Source organism: Streptomyces sp. TM32, from assembly GCF_004122755.1.
GTDB lineage: Bacteria > Actinomycetota > Actinomycetes > Streptomycetales > Streptomycetaceae > Streptomyces > Streptomyces sioyaensis.
Genome location: NZ_SDIG01000132.1, coordinates 1 through 19,097 on the forward strand (window position 1 = coordinate 1; position 19,097 = coordinate 19,097).

General features: G+C 69.7%; 15 protein-coding genes, 1 rRNA gene, 1 pseudogene and 1 riboswitch. Of the genes and pseudogenes, 4 read left to right on the top strand and 13 right to left on the bottom strand.

Translation table 11 applies throughout. From position 1 onward, the window contains the following. Nucleotides 1-126 precede the first annotated feature (126 nt). Nucleotides 127-1,799: pseudogene (locus tag EST92_RS23940) on the top strand (substrate-binding domain-containing protein). 25 nt (nucleotides 1,800-1,824) lie between these two features. On the opposite strand, the gene EST92_RS23945 reads toward EST92_RS23940, so the two are convergent. Continuing rightward, nucleotides 1,825-3,369, bottom strand: coding sequence for a glutamate-cysteine ligase family protein (locus EST92_RS23945; protein ID WP_129282881.1), 1,545 nt, complete (start codon nucleotides 3,367-3,369; stop codon nucleotides 1,825-1,827). A gap of 564 nt (nucleotides 3,370-3,933) precedes the next feature. On the opposite strand from EST92_RS23945, the gene EST92_RS23950 reads away from it, so the two are divergent. Both EST92_RS23950 and EST92_RS23955 read left to right on the top strand, forming a co-directional pair. Further along, complete coding sequence (locus EST92_RS23950; RefSeq protein ID WP_129282882.1) at nucleotides 3,934-4,521, top strand: hypothetical protein; 588 nt, start codon at nucleotides 3,934-3,936, stop codon at nucleotides 4,519-4,521. 342 nt (nucleotides 4,522-4,863) lie between these two features. Continuing rightward, nucleotides 4,864-5,058 (top strand): DUF5999 family protein, encoded by a 195-nt coding sequence (locus EST92_RS23955; protein WP_030084924.1) that lies wholly within the window; start codon nucleotides 4,864-4,866, stop codon nucleotides 5,056-5,058. Nucleotides 5,059-5,134: 76 nt separating this feature from the next. On the opposite strand, the gene gcvP is transcribed toward EST92_RS23955, so the two are convergent. Then, nucleotides 5,135-8,020 carry an aminomethyl-transferring glycine dehydrogenase gene (gene gcvP / locus EST92_RS23960; protein ID WP_129282884.1) on the bottom strand — a complete coding sequence of 962 codons (2,886 nt, stop codon included), beginning with the start codon at nucleotides 8,018-8,020 and terminating at the stop codon, nucleotides 5,135-5,137. A 188-nt stretch (nucleotides 8,021-8,208) separates the two neighbouring features. Then, nucleotides 8,209-8,305, bottom strand: a riboswitch (glycine riboswitch). Between the two features lie 114 nt (nucleotides 8,306-8,419). Here gcvP and EST92_RS23965 point away from each other — a divergent pair. Continuing rightward, complete coding sequence (locus EST92_RS23965; RefSeq protein WP_174244112.1) at nucleotides 8,420-8,806, top strand: PRC-barrel domain-containing protein; 387 nt, start codon at nucleotides 8,420-8,422, stop codon at nucleotides 8,804-8,806. On the opposite strand, the gene EST92_RS23970 is transcribed toward EST92_RS23965, so the two are convergent. The 11 genes from EST92_RS23970 to rrf form a co-directional block, all read right to left on the bottom strand. After that, complete coding sequence (locus EST92_RS23970; RefSeq protein ID WP_129282886.1) at nucleotides 8,713-10,164, bottom strand: DNA polymerase IV; 1,452 nt, start codon at nucleotides 10,162-10,164, stop codon at nucleotides 8,713-8,715. The two genes, EST92_RS23965 and EST92_RS23970, sit on opposite strands and share 94 nt — an antisense overlap. A gap of 66 nt (nucleotides 10,165-10,230) precedes the next feature. Beyond that, entirely contained in the window at nucleotides 10,231-10,836 is a 606-nt protein-coding gene (locus EST92_RS23975) for a MerR family transcriptional regulator (RefSeq protein ID WP_129249866.1), read from the bottom strand. 187 nt (nucleotides 10,837-11,023) lie between these two features. Next, nucleotides 11,024-11,497: a bifunctional nuclease family protein gene (locus tag EST92_RS23980; protein WP_006606439.1), complete on the bottom strand. Its 474-nt coding sequence runs from the start codon at nucleotides 11,495-11,497 to the stop codon at nucleotides 11,024-11,026. A 56-nt stretch (nucleotides 11,498-11,553) separates the two neighbouring features. Beyond that, nucleotides 11,554-12,300 carry a MerR family transcriptional regulator gene (locus EST92_RS23985; protein ID WP_129282887.1) on the bottom strand — a complete coding sequence of 249 codons (747 nt, stop codon included), beginning with the start codon at nucleotides 12,298-12,300 and terminating at the stop codon, nucleotides 11,554-11,556. Between the two features lie 17 nt (nucleotides 12,301-12,317). Then, the gene (locus EST92_RS23990; RefSeq protein ID WP_129282888.1) at nucleotides 12,318-13,166 is read right to left on the bottom strand and encodes an FHA domain-containing protein; all 849 of its coding nucleotides are present in this window, start codon (nucleotides 13,164-13,166) and stop codon (nucleotides 12,318-12,320) included. Nucleotides 13,167-13,284: 118 nt separating this feature from the next. After that, on the bottom strand, nucleotides 13,285-14,310 hold the full coding sequence (locus tag EST92_RS23995; RefSeq protein WP_129282889.1) for a DUF881 domain-containing protein: 1,026 nt from the start codon (nucleotides 14,308-14,310) through the stop codon (nucleotides 13,285-13,287). A 5-nt stretch (nucleotides 14,311-14,315) separates the two neighbouring features. Further along, on the bottom strand, nucleotides 14,316-14,648 hold the full coding sequence (locus EST92_RS24000) for a small basic family protein (protein ID WP_003984969.1): 333 nt from the start codon (nucleotides 14,646-14,648) through the stop codon (nucleotides 14,316-14,318). Beyond that, nucleotides 14,645-15,577 carry a DUF881 domain-containing protein gene (locus EST92_RS24005; RefSeq protein WP_174244113.1) on the bottom strand — a complete coding sequence of 311 codons (933 nt, stop codon included), beginning with the start codon at nucleotides 15,575-15,577 and terminating at the stop codon, nucleotides 14,645-14,647. Before EST92_RS24005 ends, EST92_RS24000 begins: the two co-directional genes overlap by 4 nt. A 75-nt stretch (nucleotides 15,578-15,652) precedes the next feature. Further along, complete coding sequence (locus EST92_RS24010) at nucleotides 15,653-18,148, bottom strand: mannose-1-phosphate guanyltransferase (RefSeq protein ID WP_129282891.1); 2,496 nt, start codon at nucleotides 18,146-18,148, stop codon at nucleotides 15,653-15,655. A gap of 121 nt (nucleotides 18,149-18,269) precedes the next feature. Then, entirely contained in the window at nucleotides 18,270-18,878 is a 609-nt protein-coding gene (locus EST92_RS24015; RefSeq protein ID WP_129282892.1) for a CDP-alcohol phosphatidyltransferase family protein, read from the bottom strand. A 144-nt stretch (nucleotides 18,879-19,022) separates the two neighbouring features. Next, nucleotides 19,023-19,097: ribosomal RNA gene (gene rrf, locus EST92_RS24020) — 5S ribosomal RNA — on the bottom strand; the annotation flags it as partial.

The window sequence follows — 19,097 nt, forward strand, 5'->3', positions numbered from 1 at the left end:
ACCGTCCCCCAACCCACCTGACGAACCCACCCAAAACGCGCCCCTACCGCTTGACGAAAGAGATAGGGGCACCCCCCGGCCCGCCGGCGCACTCTCGTCCTCGCCACCGGTCTCGCGCTCGCCGTCGTGGCGGGCTCGGCCGTGGCGCTGCGCAGCGGTCTGCTCCCGTTCGGAGGACCCTGCGACGGCAACTCGACGCGGCTCGCGGTGGCCGCCGCGCCCGATATCGCCCCGGCGCTCGAAGCGGTCGCCCGGACGGCCCGCGACGGCGCGATACGCACCGACGGCAAATGCCTTGACGTCCAGATCACCGCACGTGCCGCCCATGATCTCGCCGACGCCTTCGGACAGCGGCCGGCCGACCCCGAATTCCAGGTCTGGATACCGGATTCCAGCCGTGGGCGGATCGCGTCGGTGCCGAGCGCGGCACCCCCCTGACCACTGCCGGCACCATCGCCTCGTCCCCGGTCGTGCTGGGCGCCGTCCCCACGGCCGCCACGTCGCTGGGCTGGCCGGCCAGGACCTACCGCTGGGCGGAGCTGACCCGGGCCGCGAGCTCGTCCCGCGCGCTGCGGCTGGGCATGGCCGACCCGGCCCGCAGCGCCACCGGGCTGCTCGCGCTGGCCCGCACCAGCGCCGCCGACGGCAAGGAAGGCGACGATGCCGACACCCGTACCGCCGCGGCGGCAAAGCTCCTCCACCAGCGGGTCGCGGACGGCGACAGCAACGCGACCGCCACCCTGCCGAAGGACGACTCCGGTGCGGCCCGGGACAATCCGCGCCGCAACCGGGCGCTCCTGCTGTCCGAGCAGGCCGCGTACGCCCACAACACCGCGTCGGGCAGCGGGCCCTCGCTCGACCTGTTCTACCCGCAGGACGGCGCGGCCCGCCTCGACTACCCGTACGTCCTGGTCGACGACGAGGAGATGAGACCCGAGCAGACCCGCGCCGCCAATCGCTTCATGACGCTGCTGAGCGAGGCCGCCGGACAGCGCATCCTGCGCGCCCACGGCTTCCGCGACGCAAACGGCCGTGCGGACCAGAAGGTGATCCGCACCGCCGGCGGCCGCGCGCCGCAGCCCTCCGCCGCCGGCCCCGCCGATCCGCCGACGGTCAGGGAACTCCAGGCACTCATGGGTATGTGGACGATCACCGTGCAGAGCACCCGGCTCACCACGGTCGTCGACGCCTCGGCGTCGATGGGCACCCCGGTACCGGGCCAAGGCGGCCGGACCCGGATGCAACTCGCCAAGAACTCCCTGCTCCAGGCGCTGGCCACCTGCACATCCGACGACGAGTTCGGGCTGTGGAAGTTCGCCACCTTCCTGGGCGGCCCCAGGGACTACGCGGAGGTGGCGCCCACCGGCCGCCTCGGCGACCGGGACACGAACGGCGGCGGCACCCACCGGGACGCGCTCACCGCCGCGCTCGACGCCCTGACCCCGGAGGCCCGCAGCGGCGCCGGCCTCTACGACACCACGCTCGCCGCGTACGAGAAGGCCCGCACGACGTATGCGAGCGGGAAGGTCAATGCGCTGGTCCTCGTCACCGACAGCGCCGACGCGGACGCCGGCAGCATCGGCCTCGACGACCTGGTCACCCGGCTGAAGCAACTGGCCGACCCCAAGCGGCCGGTGCCGCTCATCGCCCTGGCGATCGGCCCGGACGCCGACACCTCCGCACTGGAGCGCATCGTGGCACCGACCGGCGGCTCGGCACACCGGGTCGACGACCCGTCGCAGCTCCACCGGGCGCTCCTCAAGGCCGTCATCACCGCGGGCGGCAAGGCGCCCCACTGAGCACCCCGCACCCCCTCCCGCTCCGCTAAGTCGCCGCCTGCCGCTGCCCCGGTACGGACGACCGCCCGCCGACCGCCCAGGCGACCGGCCAGGTGTGCACCGGTGTCCCGGAGTGCATCAGCTCGCCGTAGCGCCGGGTCATCGCGGCGAGCGCGGCATCCCGGTCCAGGCCCTGCCGCCGGGCGTGATGGAAGGCCGCGGCCTGCCAGGACGCCCCGTTCACCCGTCGCCGGCAGCGCTCCTCGATGATGCCGAGATAGTGATCACGGTCGGCCGGTTCCACCCCCCAGGCGTCCAGCCCCCGGGCCGCCAGCGGCAGCAGCTCCTTGCGCACCAGCCGCACCGCCGGGACGTCGGAGAGTCCGCCGGCCCGCCCGGGACGCGGCCAGGCCAGGGTGGCGTCGATGCCGTACCGGCAGGCCGCGTCGAAGTTGCGGGCCGCGGCGGCGAACGGAAGGCGGCTCCACACCGGCCGCGGCTCCTCGGCCAGCGCCCGCACCAGGCCGTAGTAGAAGGCGGTGTTGGCGATGACATCGTCGACGGTGGGACCGGCCGGCAGCACCCGGTTCTCGACCCTGAGGTGCGCGACGCCGTCGGCGACCGCGTAGACGGGGCGGTTCCAGCGGTAGACGGTGCCGTTGTGCAGGGTCAGTTCCGCAAGGTCGGGCACCCCGCCTTCGTCGAGGACCCGCAGCGGTTCCTGCGGCCCGCACACCGGCAGCAGCGGCGGGAAGTAGCGCACGTTCTCCTCGAACAGGTCGTACGCGGAGTCGACCCAGCGCTCGCCGAACCAGGTACGGGGGCGTACCCCCTGGGCCTGCAACTCCGGCGAACGGGTGTCGGTGGCCTGCTGGAACACCGGCGGCCGGGACTCCCGCCACAGCTCACGGCCGAAGAGGAACGGCGAGTTCGCACCGACCGCCACCTGCACCGCGGCGATGGCCTGCGCCGCGTTCCAGACGGCGGCGAAGCGGCCCGGTGTCACCTGGAGGTGCAACTGGACCGACGTACAGGCGGCTTCCGGTGCGATCGAGGGCGAGCGGGAGACCAGATGCTCCACGCCCCGGATGTCGAGCGCGAAATCCTCCCCCCGGGCCGCTCGCATCTGGTCGTTGAGCAGGACGTAGCGGTCGTTCTCGGAGAGGCTGGCGGCCGTGAGGTCGTTGGCGTGCAGGGTCGGCAGAATACCGATCATCACGATCCTGGCGGCGACCTCGCGGGCCTTTCGTTCCGCATATCCGAGACCCGTACGGAGTTCCTCGGCGAGCTGGTCCAGCACCCGGCCGCTCAAACGGTGCGGGAGGATGTTGACCTCAAGATTGCACTGGGCGAGCTCCGTCTGAAAATCACCGCTGGCGATGCGTTCAAGAACTTGAGAGTTCATCATGCGGGGCAGCCCGTCGGCACCGGCGAGATTGAGTTCGATCTCCAGGCCCATGAGATTCCTGGGACGGTCGAATCGCTTCTCGCGCAGGAGCCTCTGCAATCCCTCAAGGCACTCGTGAAGCTTTCTTCGATAACGCTCCCGGTCCGCCAGGTCGATCCCGTCCGCGGCGACCTTCTCCCCCATCGAAGGGTCCTTCCTCGAGTGAACGGCCCGCGACCACGGGCTGCTTGGGGCCGTCCCCGACACCGCCGGGGCTCGCGCTACGGTCGATGATGCCCCGGCAATCTGATCGATAACGCGTCGGGGACGGGCGGGTGCCGATAGGCTCGAAGTGGTGCAGCCTCCGGCATGCCCCCCAGGCATATCTCGGCGGTGCTCGCCGCCCGCATTTCTCCGGCGAGAATCACCGGTGAGATCCGGCCTACCGCGCCGGTCAGGGAATACGAGGTGGCCTCATAAAACCGCTGCACAAAGCGGCGGAAAACACCTCGTGCAGGGGTCTGGATTTCACCTTGCCGAAAATCCGCAAGGCCGGTAACCGAAACTCTTTCAGAACATACGTCGTATAAACTCCGCTTACGAGGCAGAGACTTGGCACCCGGTGTCCCGGTGTTTCCACCGCCACGGGGGCCAGCGGCTGACCCCGCCGCCGCAGCCCCGGCCGGCCACGCTCTGACCCCGCCCGCAGACAGCGCCGTCTGCACCCGCCGCGCCGCACCGTGTCTCCGAAGTGAGAGGCCACCCATCATGCCGCTGCTCCTTGCCCCTGCCCCTGCGCCCGCCCTGCGCAGCGTCCTCGCCGCCCTCAGCTCCCCCGGCGCGGTCCGCGAGGGCCCGGTCTCCGCCCTCCGCACCCATCAGGGGCCGCTCAGCCCCGATCACCCGCTGCCGGTGCACGTCTGGGACGACATCAGCCGGCCCGGCGGCACCCCGCACACCCGTCTGGCGGGCTGGCGGTTCCTGGTCCGTGGCGGAGAGCGCGCCGTGGCGACCGCCGAGGCACGGCTCACCGCCGACGGCTGGGCCTTCGCCCGCTTCTGCGGCGGCCCCTACGTCACCGCGACCGAGCAGGCACTGGCCCAGGCCGAGGCGCTCACCCCGCCCCTCCAGCCGCGACTGCTGTCCGTACCCGAGCTGTACATGCTCACCCTGTGGCTGCACCACGACACCGCCTCCGACGGCGCCGAGGGGCTGCCCGCGGCCGGTGACCTGCTGGTTCCGCTGGCGCCCGCCCCGCCGGGGATCGCCGCGCACCGCCCGGCGCGCCTCGCCGACCTGCTCCCCCGGCTCACCCTGCGGCTCGCCCCCGCCCCGCTCCTGCGCGAACCCGCCTGATACACCACTGCGACCCCGCCCGCACGCGGAGAACCGGCGCCCGCCGTCCCGCCGGTCCATGCCCCGTGGCCCCTTCCGGCCACGGGGCACGCTGTCGCGCTCACCCACGCGGACTAGCCCAGGGATGCCACTCCCAATCCTCTTGGGAAGGAGTGCAATTGGGAGCAACCGCCCGCACGGGTGACGCGTCCATATCGAGTGAGTACCGCTGCCGCGAAATCCCTGCGGAATCCCCTCCGTGGGGCAACACTGGGACCGACCGAAGGAAACGGGGGAGCGGCCATGAACACCTCATCGCGCCGCACGACGACGTTCACCACACCGCAGCGAAAGACAACTTCCATGTGTCAGCACCAACCGCCCTGCCCGTCCGCAGATTCCTCCGACCGGGAGGCCGCACATCTTGTGGCACACCACCCGGAGCAGGGCTGGAGCCTGCTCTGCAATGGCGTCCTGCTCTTCGAGGACACCGGTGAGCTGCTACCGAACGGGCAGGTCATCGCCCCGCACCGGGCCCGGGCCACCGCCGCCGCCTGACCCGCGGCCGCCCGGCACGCGAAACACCAGGGCCCCCGGCACACCTGCCGAGGGCCCTTGATGCTGTCCGCCGGGATCAGCTGTCGTACTCGTCCAGCGGCGGGCAGGAGCAGACGAGGTTACGGTCACCGAAGGCACCGTCGATGCGGCGCACCGGCGGCCAGTACTTCTCCGCGGCGTCGACGCCGGCCGGGAAGACGGCCTCCTCGCGGGTGTACGGGTGCGCCCAGTCGCCGCCGAGCGCGGCCGCGGTGTGCGGGGCGTTGCGCAGCGGGTTGTCGTCCTTGTCCCACTCCCCCGAGCCGACCTTCTCGATCTCCGCCCGGATGGCGATCATCGCGTCGCAGAAGCGGTCCAGCTCGTCCAGGTCCTCGCTCTCGGTCGGCTCGATCATCAGCGTGCCGGCCACGGGGAAGGACATCGTCGGCGCGTGGAAGCCGTAGTCGATCAGCCGCTTGGCGACATCGTCGATGCTCACGCCGGTCGCCTTGGTCAGCGGCCGGACGTCGATGATGCACTCATGGGCGACCAGGCCCCCGGGGCCGGTGTAGAGCACCGGATAGTGCGCCTCCAGGCGCTTGGCGATGTAGTTGGCGCTCAGGACCGCGACCTGGGTGGCGCGCTTGAGGCCCTCGCCGCCCATCAGGCGCACGTACGCCCAGGAGATCGGCAGGATGCCGGCCGAGCCCCAGGGAGCCGCGGAGATCGGCCCGACGCCCGTCTCGGGGCCCGCGGAGGGCTGCAGCGGGTGGTTGGGCAGATACGGCGCCAGGTGCGCGCGGACGCCGACCGGGCCGACGCCGGGACCACCGCCGCCGTGCGGGATACAGAAGGTCTTGTGCAGGTTGAGGTGCGAGACGTCGCCGCCGAACTTTCCGGGCTCGGCGAGGCCCACCAGCGCATTGAGGTTGGCACCGTCGACGTAGACCTGGCCGCCGGCGTCGTGCACCGCCGCGCAGATCTGGGTGATGTGCTCCTCGAAAACGCCGTGCGTGGAGGGGTAGGTCACCATCAGGACCGCGAGCTCGTCCCGGTGCTTGTCGATCTTGGCGTGCAGATCGTCGGCGTCGACCTCGCCGTCCTCACCGGTCTTGACGACGACGACCTTCATCCCGGCCATCACCGCGCTGGCGGCGTTGGTGCCGTGCGCCGAGGACGGGATCAGGCAGACCGTGCGCTGCTCGTCGCCGTTGGCGCGGTGGTAGGCACGGACGGCCAGCAGGCCCGCCAGCTCGCCCTGCGATCCGGCGTTCGGCTGGAGGGAGACCTTGTCGTAGCCGGTGACGACGGCCAGCCGCTCCTCCAGCTCCTGGATGAGCGTGAGGTAGCCCGCGGCCTGGTCGGCGGGCGCGAACGGGTGCAGCTGGCCGAAGGCGGGCCAGGTGACCGGCTCCATCTCCGTGGTGGCGTTCAGCTTCATCGTGCAGGAACCGAGCGGGATCATGCCGCGGTCCAGCGCGTAGTCCTTGTCGGCGAGGGTGCGCAGGTAGCGCAGCATCGCGGTCTCGGAGCGGTACCGGTGGAACACCGGGTGGGTGAGGTAATCGTCGCCGCGCAGCAGCGTCTGCGGCAGCGCGTCGGCGACGGCCGCGTCCAGCTGCTCGATGTCGCCCTGCACGCCGAAGGCACCCCAGACACCGGCGAGCTCGGCGCGACCGGTGGTCTCGTCGCAGGCGATGCCGACCAGGTCGGCGTCGATCTGCCGGAGGTTGACCCCGGCCTCCCGGGCGGCGGCGACGACCTCGGCCGCCCGGCCGGGCACCCGCGCGGTCAGCGTGTCGAAGTACGCACCGTGCACGATCTCCACACCGCCGGCCCGCAGACCCTCGGCGAGGATCGCCGCGTAGCGATGGGTGCGCCGGGCGATGGTCCGCAGGCCCTCAGGGCCGTGATAGACGGCGTACATCCCGGCCATGACGGCGAGCAGCACCTGCGCGGTGCAGATGTTGCTGGTGGCCTTCTCGCGGCGGATGTGCTGCTCACGGGTCTGCAGTGCGAGGCGGTAGGCTTTGCTGCCGTCGGCGTCGACGGAGACGCCCACGAGGCGGCCGGGCAGGCTGCGGGCGAACTGGTCACGTACGGCCATGAAGCCGGCGTGCGGGCCGCCGAAGCCCATCGGGACGCCGAAGCGCTGGGTGGTGCCGACCGCGATGTCCGCGCCGAGCTCGCCGGGCGAAGCCAGCAGCGTCAGGGCCAGCAGATCGGCGGCGACGGTGACGATCGCGCCCAGCTGGTGGGCCTGCTCGATCAGGGCACGCGGGTCGCGGACCGCGCCGGAGGCGCCGGGGTACTGGAGCAGCACGCCGAAGACGCCGCGCTCGGCGACCTCGGCGGGGATCCCCTCGCTCAGGTCCGCGACCACGACCTCCACGCCGGTCGGCTCGGCCCGGGTCTCGATCACGGCGACCGTCTGCGGCAGACAGTCGGCGTCGACCAGGAAGACGCCCTGCTTGACCTTGCCGACCCTGCGGGACAGCGCCATGGCCTCGGCCGCGGCGGTGCCCTCGTCCAGGAGGGAGGCGCCGGAGGTGGGCAGCCCGGTCAGCTCGGCGACCATGGTCTGGAAGTTCAGCAGCGCCTCCAGGCGGCCCTGCGAGATCTCCGGCTGGTAGGGCGTGTACGCGGTGTACCAGGCCGGGTTCTCCATGACGTTCCGCAGGATCACCGTCGGGGTGAACGTGCCGTAGTAGCCGAGTCCGATCATGGACGACAGCACCTGGTTACGGTCCGCGAGGCCGCGCAGCTCCGCCAGGACCTCGGCCTCGGTACGGGCCTGCGGCAGGCCGAGCGCCTCCGCGCTCTTGATCACGTCGGGTACGGCGGTGGCGGTCAGTTCGTCCAGCGAACCGAATCCGACGTGCGCGAGCATCTTCGCCTGCGCCTCGTGGTCGGGACCGATGTGCCGGCGCGCGAAGGGGGTGCCGCTTTCCAGCTCGGTCAAGGAGATGCGGTTGGTGGTCATCTGCGGGGGCCTCCTGGTCGGTGCGACCTACGAGGGGCACCACGGCGCGGGTGCCCGGACGGCCTCCCCCTCTGTCATCTCAACCTGAGAGCTTCACCGGCCCGCGCGAGGCGGCCCGGCTTTCACCGTCGGTGAGGAGGGGTCCCGGAGCTGTGCCTTCCGCGGCCCGCCCTGCTTTCCAGAGTGACCTCGTCCATGCGGTACGTGTGCCTGAGAGATTCCGGGGAGGATTTGCTCCTTCGGCGCCCTGGTCGCGAACGACAAGGACTCTCCCGCACGGGGTCTACGGCCATTCGCCAGCCTACCAGCGCGCCACTCGAAGGATCCTTCGAGTGGCCGGGGCATGAAATGTGCCGTTTGGTAGTTGTCACAGGGCAGTTGCGACCAATTGGAGGGGCCGTGCAAACCGATATCGATCCCCGGAGCCTGATCGGCCGCAAAGCGTTCGACCGGAACGGCGCCAAAATAGGCACGATCGACGAGGTCTATCTCGACGACGCGACGGGGGAACCGGAGTGGGCAGCCGTGCGCACCGGACTTTTCAGCCGGGACGCGTTCGTCCCCCTCGAGCCCAGCAAAATGGTCGGTGAGGGCCTGCACATTCCCTACGACCGCAAGCTGATCAAGGACGCGCCGGACTTCGGCGTGGGCCGCCATCTCTCCCCCGAGCAAGAGCTCCAGCTCTACCACCACTACCGCTTGGATATCTCCTCCCCCACCGATCCGGTGTCCTCACCCGGTTCCGGCGACAGCGAGTTCGGCAAGATCGCCGGCTCGGACGACTGAGCCTCCGCCGGCGCCCCGCCCACCAGCGGCAGGGGCTCCCCCGGCCGCAGCGCCGGGTCCTCGACAGCAAAGGTCCGCACCCTTCCCGGTGCGGACCACGGCGTTTCGAAGCGGATGGTCACCCTCCCCACACCGCTCCCCTGCACCCAGCCGGCACCGTACTCGTCGTGCACCACATCCAGGCCCGGGTGCCAGCGTCTCGGCAGCTCCTCCCCGGCTTCCTGCACCTGCGCCGCGCCACCCTCCGCCACCGCCGCCTTCGCGGTCTCCGCCGCCTCCCGCTCCGTCGCCAGCTGGGCGAACAGATCCTCCTGTGTGAAGTCGGCCAGCCCGCTGACCCCCACGCCCAGCAGGCGGACGCCGCCGGTGGTGTCCACCGTCTCCAGCAGCCGTACAGCGGCCTCCCGTATCACCGCAGGGTCGTCGGTGGGCCCCCGCAGCGTGTCGGAGCGGGTCAGCGTCGAGAAGTCGTAGTTCCGCACCTTGATCACCACCGTGCGCCCGGAGCGCCCGGCCGCCCGCAGCCGCTGTACGCAGCGGTCGGCCAGCCGCAGCACCTCGCTGCGGACCCGCGCCCGGTCGGTCAGATCGACCTCGAAGGTGTCCTCGACCGAGATGGACTTCGCGTCCCGCTCGGCCACCACCGGGCGGTCGTCCCGGCCCAGCGCCATGGCGTAGAGCCCGGCGCCGTGCGCCCGGCCCAGCAGCCGCACCAGCTCGGCCTCGCCGGCCTCCGCGGTCTCCGCGACGGTGTGGATCCCGGCCCGGCGCAGCGTCTCGGCCGTCGCGGGGCCCACCCCGGGCAGCGTCCGCACCGTCATCGGGCCCAGCAGCTCCCGCTCGGTGCCGGGCTCGATCACCACCAGGCCGTCCGGCTTGGCCGCCTCGGAGGCGATCTTCGCCAGCATCTTGGCCCCGGCGAGCCCCACCGAGCCGGTCAGCCCCGTGGTGGCCCGGATATCGCGCCGCAGCTGCTCCCCCACGGCCCGTACCGCATCGGTCTCGGGCGCCACCCCACCGGCCTCCAGATCGACGAACGCCTCATCCAGGCTGAGCGGCTCCACCAGCGGCGACAGCGCATGCAGCAGCTCCATCACCGCTTCACTCACCTGGCGGTACAGCGTGAAGCGAGGGGCCAGATAGGCGGCATTGGGGCACAGCCGGCGCGCCTGGGCCGTGGGCATCGCCGAGCGGACGCCGAACACCCGGGCCTCGTACGAGGCCGTGGAGACCACTCCGCGCGCCCCGATCCCGCCGACGACCACGGGCTTTCCCCGCAGACTCGGCTTGGCCGCCTGTTCAGCGGCCGCGAAGAAGGCATCCATGTCCAGATGCAGGATCGTCGGCGCGGGTCTCACATCTCCGATGCTGCCCCATGCCACTGACAATCGGCCCGACGCCGGGCCGCGCACACCGCCGGGGGCTCAGCCGGCCCGGTTGCGCCGGCGCGCCAGCTCGTCGTGCGGATTCTTCCCGATCAGCGTCTCGCCGGTGTCCACACGCTCCCCGTGGAGCTGTGACAGCGCCCCCTCCACGTCCCGCCACACCACGCCCACCGCGATCCCGAAGACGCCCTGGCCGCCTTGGAGCAGATCCACGACCTGATCGGGCGAGGTGCACTCGTAGACGGTCGCCCCGTCGCTCATCAGCGTCATCCGCGTCAGATCCGCCAGCCCCCGCGCCCGCAGATGCTGCACGGCGGTCCGGATGTTCTGCAGCGACACCCCGGTGTCCAGCAGCCGCTTGACGATCTTGAGAACCACGACGTCCCGGAAGCTGTAGAGCCGCTGGGTGCCGGAGCCGTAGGCAGGCCGGATGCTCGGCTCCACCAGGCCGGTACGCGCCCAGTAGTCGAGCTGCCGGTAGGTGATGCCCGCTGCCGCACAGGCGGTCGGGCCGCGATAGCCGATGTTCTGCGCCTCGCAGTCCTCCGACACAGCCGCGGCCGGTGCCGGGGCATGGTTGGCCGCCGCGCCCGAGTGGAGCGGCAACGCCCCTTCCGCCGCCATACCGTCGCCGGTGATTGCCACGCCGCCCTCCGTCCTCCACGTCCCGGACGGGACCTGCCATATCGACGGTATGCAGTCACTCGGGGTGCGTCAACGATCGCCGCGCTCGCCACGCCGAGTGATAATCACCCTACGAGTGGTTTCTCGTGACCCCGCGCGGGGAACGGCTAATTGTTTGGCCGGAAACAGGTGGTTCGACCGGCCGGAATCACTGGCTGTTGGTGCCGAAGTCCTCGGGAGAGATCTGGTCGAGGAACTCGCGGAACTTCTCCACCTCGTCCTCCTGCTCGTCCGGGATGGCGATCCCCGCGTCGTCCAGCACACCGTCGGTACCGAAGATCGGCGTTCCGGTGCGCAGCGCCAGCGCTATGGCGTCGGACGGACGCGCGCTGACCTCGACTCCGCTCGCGAAGACGAGTTCGGCATAGAAAACCCCCTCGCGCAGATCCGTGATGCGGACCTGCGTCAGTTCCTGGCCCACCGCTTCCAGCACGTCCTTGAACAGGTCGTGCGTCAGCGGCCTGGCAGGGACCATGCCCTGCTGGGCAAAGGCGATGGCGGTGGCCTCCCCTGGCCCGATCCAAATGGGCAAGTAACGATCGCCTCCCACCTCCCGCAGGAGCACGATCGGTTGGCTGGAAGGCATTTCCACCCGGACACCCACGACGTCGAGCTCGTTCACACAGCAACCCTAGGACGTGCCCGGCAGGTTTGGGTAGTCGGGCACTCGTTTGCTCCCTACAGCCGGACCCGCAGGGCGCTCTGCAGGAGGGCTGCATGCAGCCGTACGGACAGCGTCGCCAGCTCCCTGGCGGTCGCCTCGGCGTGCGCTCTGGTCTGTGGGTTACGGTGCCGCCGAAGGGGTGCAACGACCTGTTCGACCAGGCCCGCCTCACGCTCGGCGGCCGCCTTCACCGCACGCAGATGCCGCGGTTCGAGACCGAAACGACCCAGGTCCGCGACAAGTTTGGCCACCGTGACGGCCTCGATGTCGTATCCGCCCTCCGCATGGGAGACGATGAGTCCGTACGACTCCCAGTCGGCGAGCGTCGCCTCGTCCACCTCAGCGGCGGCCAGCAGCTCGGCCCGCCCGATCCGGGCAGCCGTAGGGCGCTCCGCACCGGCGTCCTGGACGCCCTCGACAAGATCCCGCGAGGGTGTGGCCGGAGCCGGCAGCTGCACCTGCTCACCGCGCTCCAGGGCATCCAGATGCTCCCGGATGACCTTCAGGGGCAGATAGTGGTCCCGCTGCATCCGCAGGACGTTCGCGAGCCGCTCCACGTCCGTCGGCGTGAATTTGCGGTATCCGGAAGGCGTGCGCTTCGGCTCGACCAGCCCCTCGGCCTCCAGGAAGCGAATCTTGGAGATGGTGACCTCGGGAAACTCCTCGCGCAGCAGGGTGAGCACCGTGCCGATACTCACCGGCTTGCCGTCCGAGGAGGCGGTGCCGGACGGGCCGGCACCGCCTTTCGGTGTATGGCGCATATGCCTTCCCCGGCCGGTCAGATACCGGCGCCTCGCTGGCTTGCGTAGAAGACCAGGCGGAACTTGCCGATCTGGACCTCGTCGCCAGTGGCGAGGACGACGGAGTCGATCCGCTCACGGTTGACGTAGGTGCCGTTCAGGCTGCCGACGTCGGCGACCGTGAAGTGACCGTCCGAGCCCCGGCGGAATTCCACATGGCGCCGCGAGACCGTCACGTCGTCGAGGAAGATGTCGCCCTGCGGATGCCGGCCCGCCGTCGTCAGCTCGCCGTCCAGCAGGAAGCGGCTGCCCGAATTCGGACCCCGGCGGACGACCAGCAGCGCCGATCCCAGGGGAAGGGCGTCGACGGCCGCCTGGGCCTCGGGGGACAGCGAGGGCGCCAGATTCTGGCCCGTCGTCTCCGAGTCGTAGGCCTCCAGCCCCGAAATGGAGATCGTCGACGTCGTCTCGGACGCCCGCTCGGGCTGCGCGCCCGCGCGCAGCGGGGCACCACAGTTGGAGCAGAACCGGCTCGACTCGGCGTTCCGGTTGCCACACCTCGTACAAGTCGGCAAGGCTGACCCTCCACCCGTGCGTGCGGCCGATGGTTCCTGGGAACCTATGCGGCCGGGCACGGAGGGGTCAACAGAATCCGCGCCGCGCCCCCCGGACGGCCCGCTGACCTCGTCACGGAAGAGCGGACGGTCCTCGGAAGCGCCGCTCTCGTCGGGCTGGCGCGGAGCGCGGTGCCGCGCGGAGCCGCTGCCGCCCTCCTGGCGTGCGCTCTTGCCGAACAGCTTTCCAAACAACTTCACGGGCGATTCCCCTTGAACGAAACAGACCCGCCCGTGGGGCAGGACGAACCCTCGATGCACACACCGGCCCATCCGGACATCCTGTGAACGTCCGTGGCCTTCAGACAGTTTCCACCACACACCACACGCACGGTGCGTCGACCCCCCGCTACCTCATGCCCTCGCCGGGCACTCGACATCCCTGTACGCCTCACTGCGATGACGACCGAGCGTAGTCAGGCCGCTTCGCCTCTCGCAAGGCGTCCACAGTGATCTTCTTTTCACGGGTCACAGACACCTTGGCCTGCTCCTTTTCCAGAGTCTGGACCACTCCGCCGGGGATGTTGAGCGCCGGTTCCAGATCCTCCGGCTTACCGATCACCTTGAAGCGGTACGGCTGGGTGACGCGCTTGCCGTCGATCCCCACGCCACCACTGACGTCCGACAGAGAGGTGTTCGCGACGACCCGGACATCGTTGACCTGGATGGCTTCGGCGCCGGCCGCCCGCAGCTCCTGGATGGTGTCCAGCAGCTTGTCCGCCTCGACGGAGTGCGCCGGGTCGTCGATGGTCAGGTTGATGCCGGGCCCTTGCGCCGCGACGGTCCCGGCCAGCACGCCCAGCTGCTGTTCCTTCTCCACGGTCTGTTTACGGGCCTCCTCGGCCTGGTCCGAGCTGTTCGCCAGCTCGGTCTTCTGCCCTTCCAGTCGCCGCTGTTCGTCGGTCAACCGCTGGGAACGGTTGTCCAGCTCGTCCAGAATGCGCACCAAGTCCTCCTGGCGCGCACCTCGCAGCGCACTGCTGTCACTCGTGGAACGTACCTGAATCGCCAGGCCGAGGCCGAGAATGAACAGCAGCAGCGCAACGATCAGTTGAGCCCGGGTCAGGCGGGGCGGCCACAGACTCGCAACGAGCCGCTCCCGACCGGATTTCGGGCGTGCCGCACTCCCGTCCTCCGCAACCGCGTCCGGAGTCGTGGAGTCTGCCCCTTTGTCCTTCTTGTGTCCAGTACTGTCCGGTTCCTGAGCATGGGTCGCCTCATCGGCATCCGCCCGCTCGGAGACCCCCGGGCTCTCGGGCGGCATCGGCCGCCGGCCGGCCGGACCATGCTCCTGATCCTGGCTTGGCCGCTTGCCCTGGCTCCGGTCCTGGCTTGTGCCCTGCTCCTGGTCCTGGCTCTGCTCCGTCTCCGGCTGCTCCGGCTTCTTCTCCGGCTGCGGGGTCTCGTCCGTCGCCATCCGTCTCACGCCCTGAAGACGTGCCGGCGGATCGCGGCGGCGTTGGAGAAGATCCGGATGCCCAGCACCACGACGACGCCGGTGGAGAGTTGGGCGCCGACGCCCAACTTGTCGCCGAGGAAGACGATCAGTGCGGCGACGACCACGTTCGACAGGAACGAGACCACGAAGACCTTGTCGTCGAAGATGCCGTCCAGCATCGCGCGCAGACCGCCGAACACGGCATCCAGTGCCGCGACGACAGCGATCGGCAAGTAGGGCTCGACCACCGTCGGCACCACGGGGCGGACGACAAGTCCCACCACGACTCCCACGATGAGGCCCAGTACGGCGATCACGATGTGCCCTTCCCTGTGTCGGCGCCGTCCGTCTTGGCGGCACCGGCCTGCGGCTTTGCGGTACGTACGATCAAGCTGGGTGCGGGCGGCAGGGTGACCTCGTTCTCCGCGGAAATCCTGGTGCGCACGCCGTAGTTCTCCTGCAGCACATGCAGATACTGACCGTCGGCGCTGTCCTGGAACGCGGTGCTCAGCCGCTGCCCGTCCCCCACCGCCAGCACCGTGTAGGGCGGCACCAGCGGCTTGTTGTCGACCAGTATGGCGTCTCCTGCGGCTCTGATCGCCGAGAGTGACGTAAGCCGCTGTCCGTTGACGGAGATGGCCTCCGCACCGGACGCCCACAGGCCATTGACAACGCGTTGCATATCCCTGTCGCGTACCCGACCGGTGTCCGAGAAACCACTGCTCTCACGCGGTCCGCCGCCGCTGGACTCCGCGCCCTTGGCATCGTCCACGACGAGCTTCACCCCCGGCCCGGTGACCTGCGTCGAACCGGACAGCAGCGCCAGCAGCTCGGCCTTGGCGCCGCCGTGCTGCTTCAGGGCCTCGCGCTGCATCCTGCTGACGTCGTCGCGCAGCGCGTCGACCCGATGCTGCTGGCTGTCCGCCCCGGCGGTGCCCTTCTGGATGCGGTGGATCAGCTCTTCGCGCTCCTTGGCGAGCGTCGGTGCCGATATCTGCGCCTGCGCCGCCCCGACCGTCACCACGACCGCGGCGAGCACCAGACCGGCGGCGAGACCCAGCTTCGCGCGCAGGGTGCGCGGCATACCGCGCACCCCGGTTTCGGACTTCCGTGCCGCGGCCTCGGCGTATCCCTCGTCGAGGCTGTGATCCATCACGTTGGTCAGCAGCGACATGGACGCATCGGGGCGCGCGGACGACGCTTTCGGGCTGCTCCGATCGGGGTGCTGCTGCGACATGACGCACATCGTCGCACGTCGGTCGGACAGTCTCCCAATGGCCCCACCGGCGTGCCGGTTCACGGCGCGCCGGTGGGGTCCGGGTCAGCGTCCTGCGCTGTCCACCACTCCGGACCAATCGTCCAGCAGCTCTCGGGCGGAAGCGTCATCCGGCCCCTCTGCCCACAGGTGGGTGACCGCCTCGGCGGGGTCGGGCAGCACCAGAACCCAGCGGCCGTCGCTCTCCACGACACGGACGCCGTCGGTGGTGTCCACATCCCGGTCGCCGGCCGCCTCGACGACATGCCGCATGACCAGGCCCTTGACCGCCCACGGGGTGGCCAGGTCACGGCGCTGGACGTGTGCCCGCGGGATGCGTGCGTCGATCTGGCTCAGGGTGAGCTGGGTACGGGCCACCAGGCCGATCAGCCGGACGAACGCGGCCGCGCCGTCGAAGACGCTGCTGAACTCGGGGATGAGGAAGCCGCCCATGCCGTCCCCGCCGAAGACCGTGCCGTCATCGCGCCCCACACGGGTCAGATCGTCGGGCGAGGTCGTCGTCCACTCCACCTGCGTCCCGTGGTAGGCCGCCACCTGCTCGGCGATGCGGGTCGTGGTCACCGGTAGCGCCACCCGGCCGCTGCGCCGTTCCGCCGCGACCAGATCCAGCATGACCAGCAGTGCGCGGTCGTCCTCGATGATCCGGCCGCGTTCGTCCACGAGGGACAACCGCTCGCCCACCGGGTCGAAGCGCACGCCGAAGGCGGCCCGTGCCGAGGCCACGATCTCGCCGAGCCGGACGAGCCCGGCCCGCCGGGCGTCGGCTGTCTCGGTCGGCCGGGATTCGTCGAGCCCGGGGTTGATCGTCAGCGAGTCGACGCCCAGCCGTCCCAGCAGGCTGGGCAGGACCAGTCCGGCGCTGCCGTTCGAGGCGTCCACGACGACCTTCAGCCCGGAGTCGCTGATACCCGTGGTGTCCACGGCTCGCAGCAGCGACCCGGTATAGGAGTCGAAGACGCTGGCGGGGAAGATCAGGTCACCGATCTCGCCCGGGAAGGCGCGGCGGTACTCCTGGCGGGCGAAGACCCGGTCGAGCTTGCGCTGACCGGCCTGAGAGAGGTCCGCGCCCCGCTCGTCGAAGAACATGATGTCGACGGAGTCCGGCACGCCGGGCGTCGTACGGACCATGATGCCGCCGGCGCTGCCGCGGGCGGTTTGCTGGCGGGCGACCGGCAGCGGGACGTTCTCCAGGTCGCGTACGTCAATGGCGCTGGCCTGCAGCGCGGAGATCACGGCACGCTTGAGCGCCCGGGCGCCTCGGGAGTGGTCACGCGCCGTGGTGACCGTGGAGCCCTTCTTGAGCGTGGTGGCATACGCACCCGCGAGCCGCACGGCGAGCTCCGGCGTGATCTCCACATTGAGGATCCCGGACACGCCCCGAGCGCCGAACAGATGCGCCTGACCGCGGGACTCCCAGATCACCGAGGTGTTGACGAACGCACCGGCCTCGATGGTCTTGAACGGGTAGACCCGCACGTTCCCCTGCACGATCGATTCTTCACCGATCAGGCATTCGTCGCCGATGACGGCGCCGTCCTCGATGCGGGCGGCCCGCATGATGTCGGTGTTCTTGCCGATCACGCAGCCGCGCAGATTGCTCTGCTGGCCGATGTAGACGTTGTCGTGCACGACGGCGCGGTGCAGGAACGCGCCGCTTTTGACGACGACATTGGAGCCGACGACGGTGTGCTCACGAAGCTCCACATCCGCCTCGATCTTGGCGTAGTCGCCGATGTACAGCGGACCGCGCAGCACCGCGTCGGGGTGCACTTCGGCGCCCTCGGCGACCCATACACCCGGCGAGATCTCGAAGCCGTCGATTTCGACATCGACCTTGCCTTCGAGCACGTCGGCCTGGGCCTTCACATAACTCTCGTGCGTGCCGACATCCTCCCAGTAGCCCTCGGCAATATAGCCGTAGATCGGCTTGCCTTCCTTCATGAGCTGCGGAAAGACATCGCCGGACCAGTCCACCGGCACATCGGGGTCGAAGTAGTCGAATACCTCCGGCTCCATGACGTAGATGCCGGTGTTGACCGTGTCCGAGAAGACCTGACCCCAGGTGGGTTTCTCCAGGAAACGCTCGACCTTGCCGGACTCGTCGACGATGGTGATGCCGAACTCGAGCGGATTGGGGACCCGGGTGAGACAGACGGTGACGAGGGCGCCTTTTTCCTTGTGGAACCGGATCAGATCGGTGAGATCGAAGTCGGTGAGGGCATCGCCGGAGATGACAAGGAAGGCATCGTCCTTGAGCGCTTCCTCGGCGTTCTTCACACTGCCCGCGGTGCCGAGCGGCTTTTCCTCATTGGCATAGGTGAGCTCCATTCCGAGCTCTTCCCCGTCGCCGAAATAGTTCTTGACGAGCGAGGCAAGGAATTGCACGGTCACGACGGTCTCATTGAGACCATGCCGTTTCAGCAGCCTGAGTACGTGCTCCATGATCGGCCTGTTTGCGACCGGAAGCAGAGGTTTGGGCATGCTGGACGTCATGGGGCGAAGGCGTGTTCCTTCGCCGCCGGCCATCACAACGGCCTTCATGTCGGAAGCGTCCTCCTCTAAGAGACGACGGTCTTGCCGACTTCACTTGTCCAGAGCGCCCACTGTTGCTGCTTTCACGTACGGGCGCCGGCCCTTGGCACAAGCTGCCATTTCGGAGAGGTCAGTCGGCGGTGGCGTCCGCCCGGATGAGTCGGCGGACCTGGACCACGTAGAGCATCCCTGCCCACCAGTAGAGCGCCGTACCCCATCCTGCGAACGCCCATCCGAAAATAGCCGCGAGCGTGTGAAGCCAGCCGCTTCCGTCGCTCAGCAGGAGCAACGGGAAGGCGTACATCAAGTTGAACGTAGCCGCTTTGCCCAGGAAGTTCACCTGGGGAGGCCCGTAGCCGTGGCGTCCGAGGAATCCGACCGCGATCAGCAGCATCAGTTCCCGTGCCAGCAGGGCCGCGGTAAGCCACAGTGGCAGGATCTCGCGCCAGGTCAGACCGACGAGGGTGGAGAGGATGTAGAGGCGGTCGGCGGCGGGGTCGAGGATCCGGCCCAGGCTGCTGATCTGGTTCCAGCGCCGGGCGAGCTTGCCGTCCAGGTAGTCACTGACGCCGCTCAGCGCCAGGACCAGCAGCGCCCAGCCGTCGACCTTCGGGCCCCCGAATTCCGGCCACAGCACCAACCACAGGAACAACGGCACGCCGAGGAGGCGAGCCATGCTCAGAATATTCGGGATGGTGAGGACACGATCCGTCTGGACCCGCGTCTCCTGGACCTCCACGCGAGGCCTCCTGTGGGGAAATGTACCAACGATGCCCCTTGACCTTACCTGCCTCGCCGGCCAAGCCCTACCGCGGGTCCCCAAGGTCACAGAACACAAAAAGCCCCGTGGGAACCGAAGTTCCCACGGGGCTTTTCAAAATTTGTTCGGCGGCGTCCTACTCTCCCACAGGGTCCCCCCTGCAGTACCATCGGCGCTGAAAGGCTTAGCTTCCGGGTT

Coding starts and splice junctions, on each gene's coding strand:
- EST92_RS24010 (WP_129282891.1), bottom strand. CDS start 18,148: ATGAAGGCCGTTGTGATGGCCGGCGGCGAAGGAACACGCCTTCGCCCC.
- EST92_RS23950 (WP_129282882.1), top strand. CDS start 3,934: ATGCCGCTGCTCCTTGCCCCTGCCCCTGCGCCCGCCCTGCGCAGCGTC.
- EST92_RS23945 (WP_129282881.1), bottom strand. CDS start 3,369: ATGGGGGAGAAGGTCGCCGCGGACGGGATCGACCTGGCGGACCGGGAG.
- EST92_RS24005 (WP_174244113.1), bottom strand. CDS start 15,577: ATGTGCGTCATGTCGCAGCAGCACCCCGATCGGAGCAGCCCGAAAGCG.
- gcvP (WP_129282884.1), bottom strand. CDS start 8,020: ATGACCACCAACCGCATCTCCTTGACCGAGCTGGAAAGCGGCACCCCC.
- EST92_RS23955 (WP_030084924.1), top strand. CDS start 4,864: ATGTGTCAGCACCAACCGCCCTGCCCGTCCGCAGATTCCTCCGACCGG.
- EST92_RS23985 (WP_129282887.1), bottom strand. CDS start 12,300: ATGCGCCATACACCGAAAGGCGGTGCCGGCCCGTCCGGCACCGCCTCC.
- EST92_RS23990 (WP_129282888.1), bottom strand. CDS start 13,166: ATGGGCCGGTGTGTGCATCGAGGGTTCGTCCTGCCCCACGGGCGGGTC.
- EST92_RS23995 (WP_129282889.1), bottom strand. CDS start 14,310: ATGGCGACGGACGAGACCCCGCAGCCGGAGAAGAAGCCGGAGCAGCCG.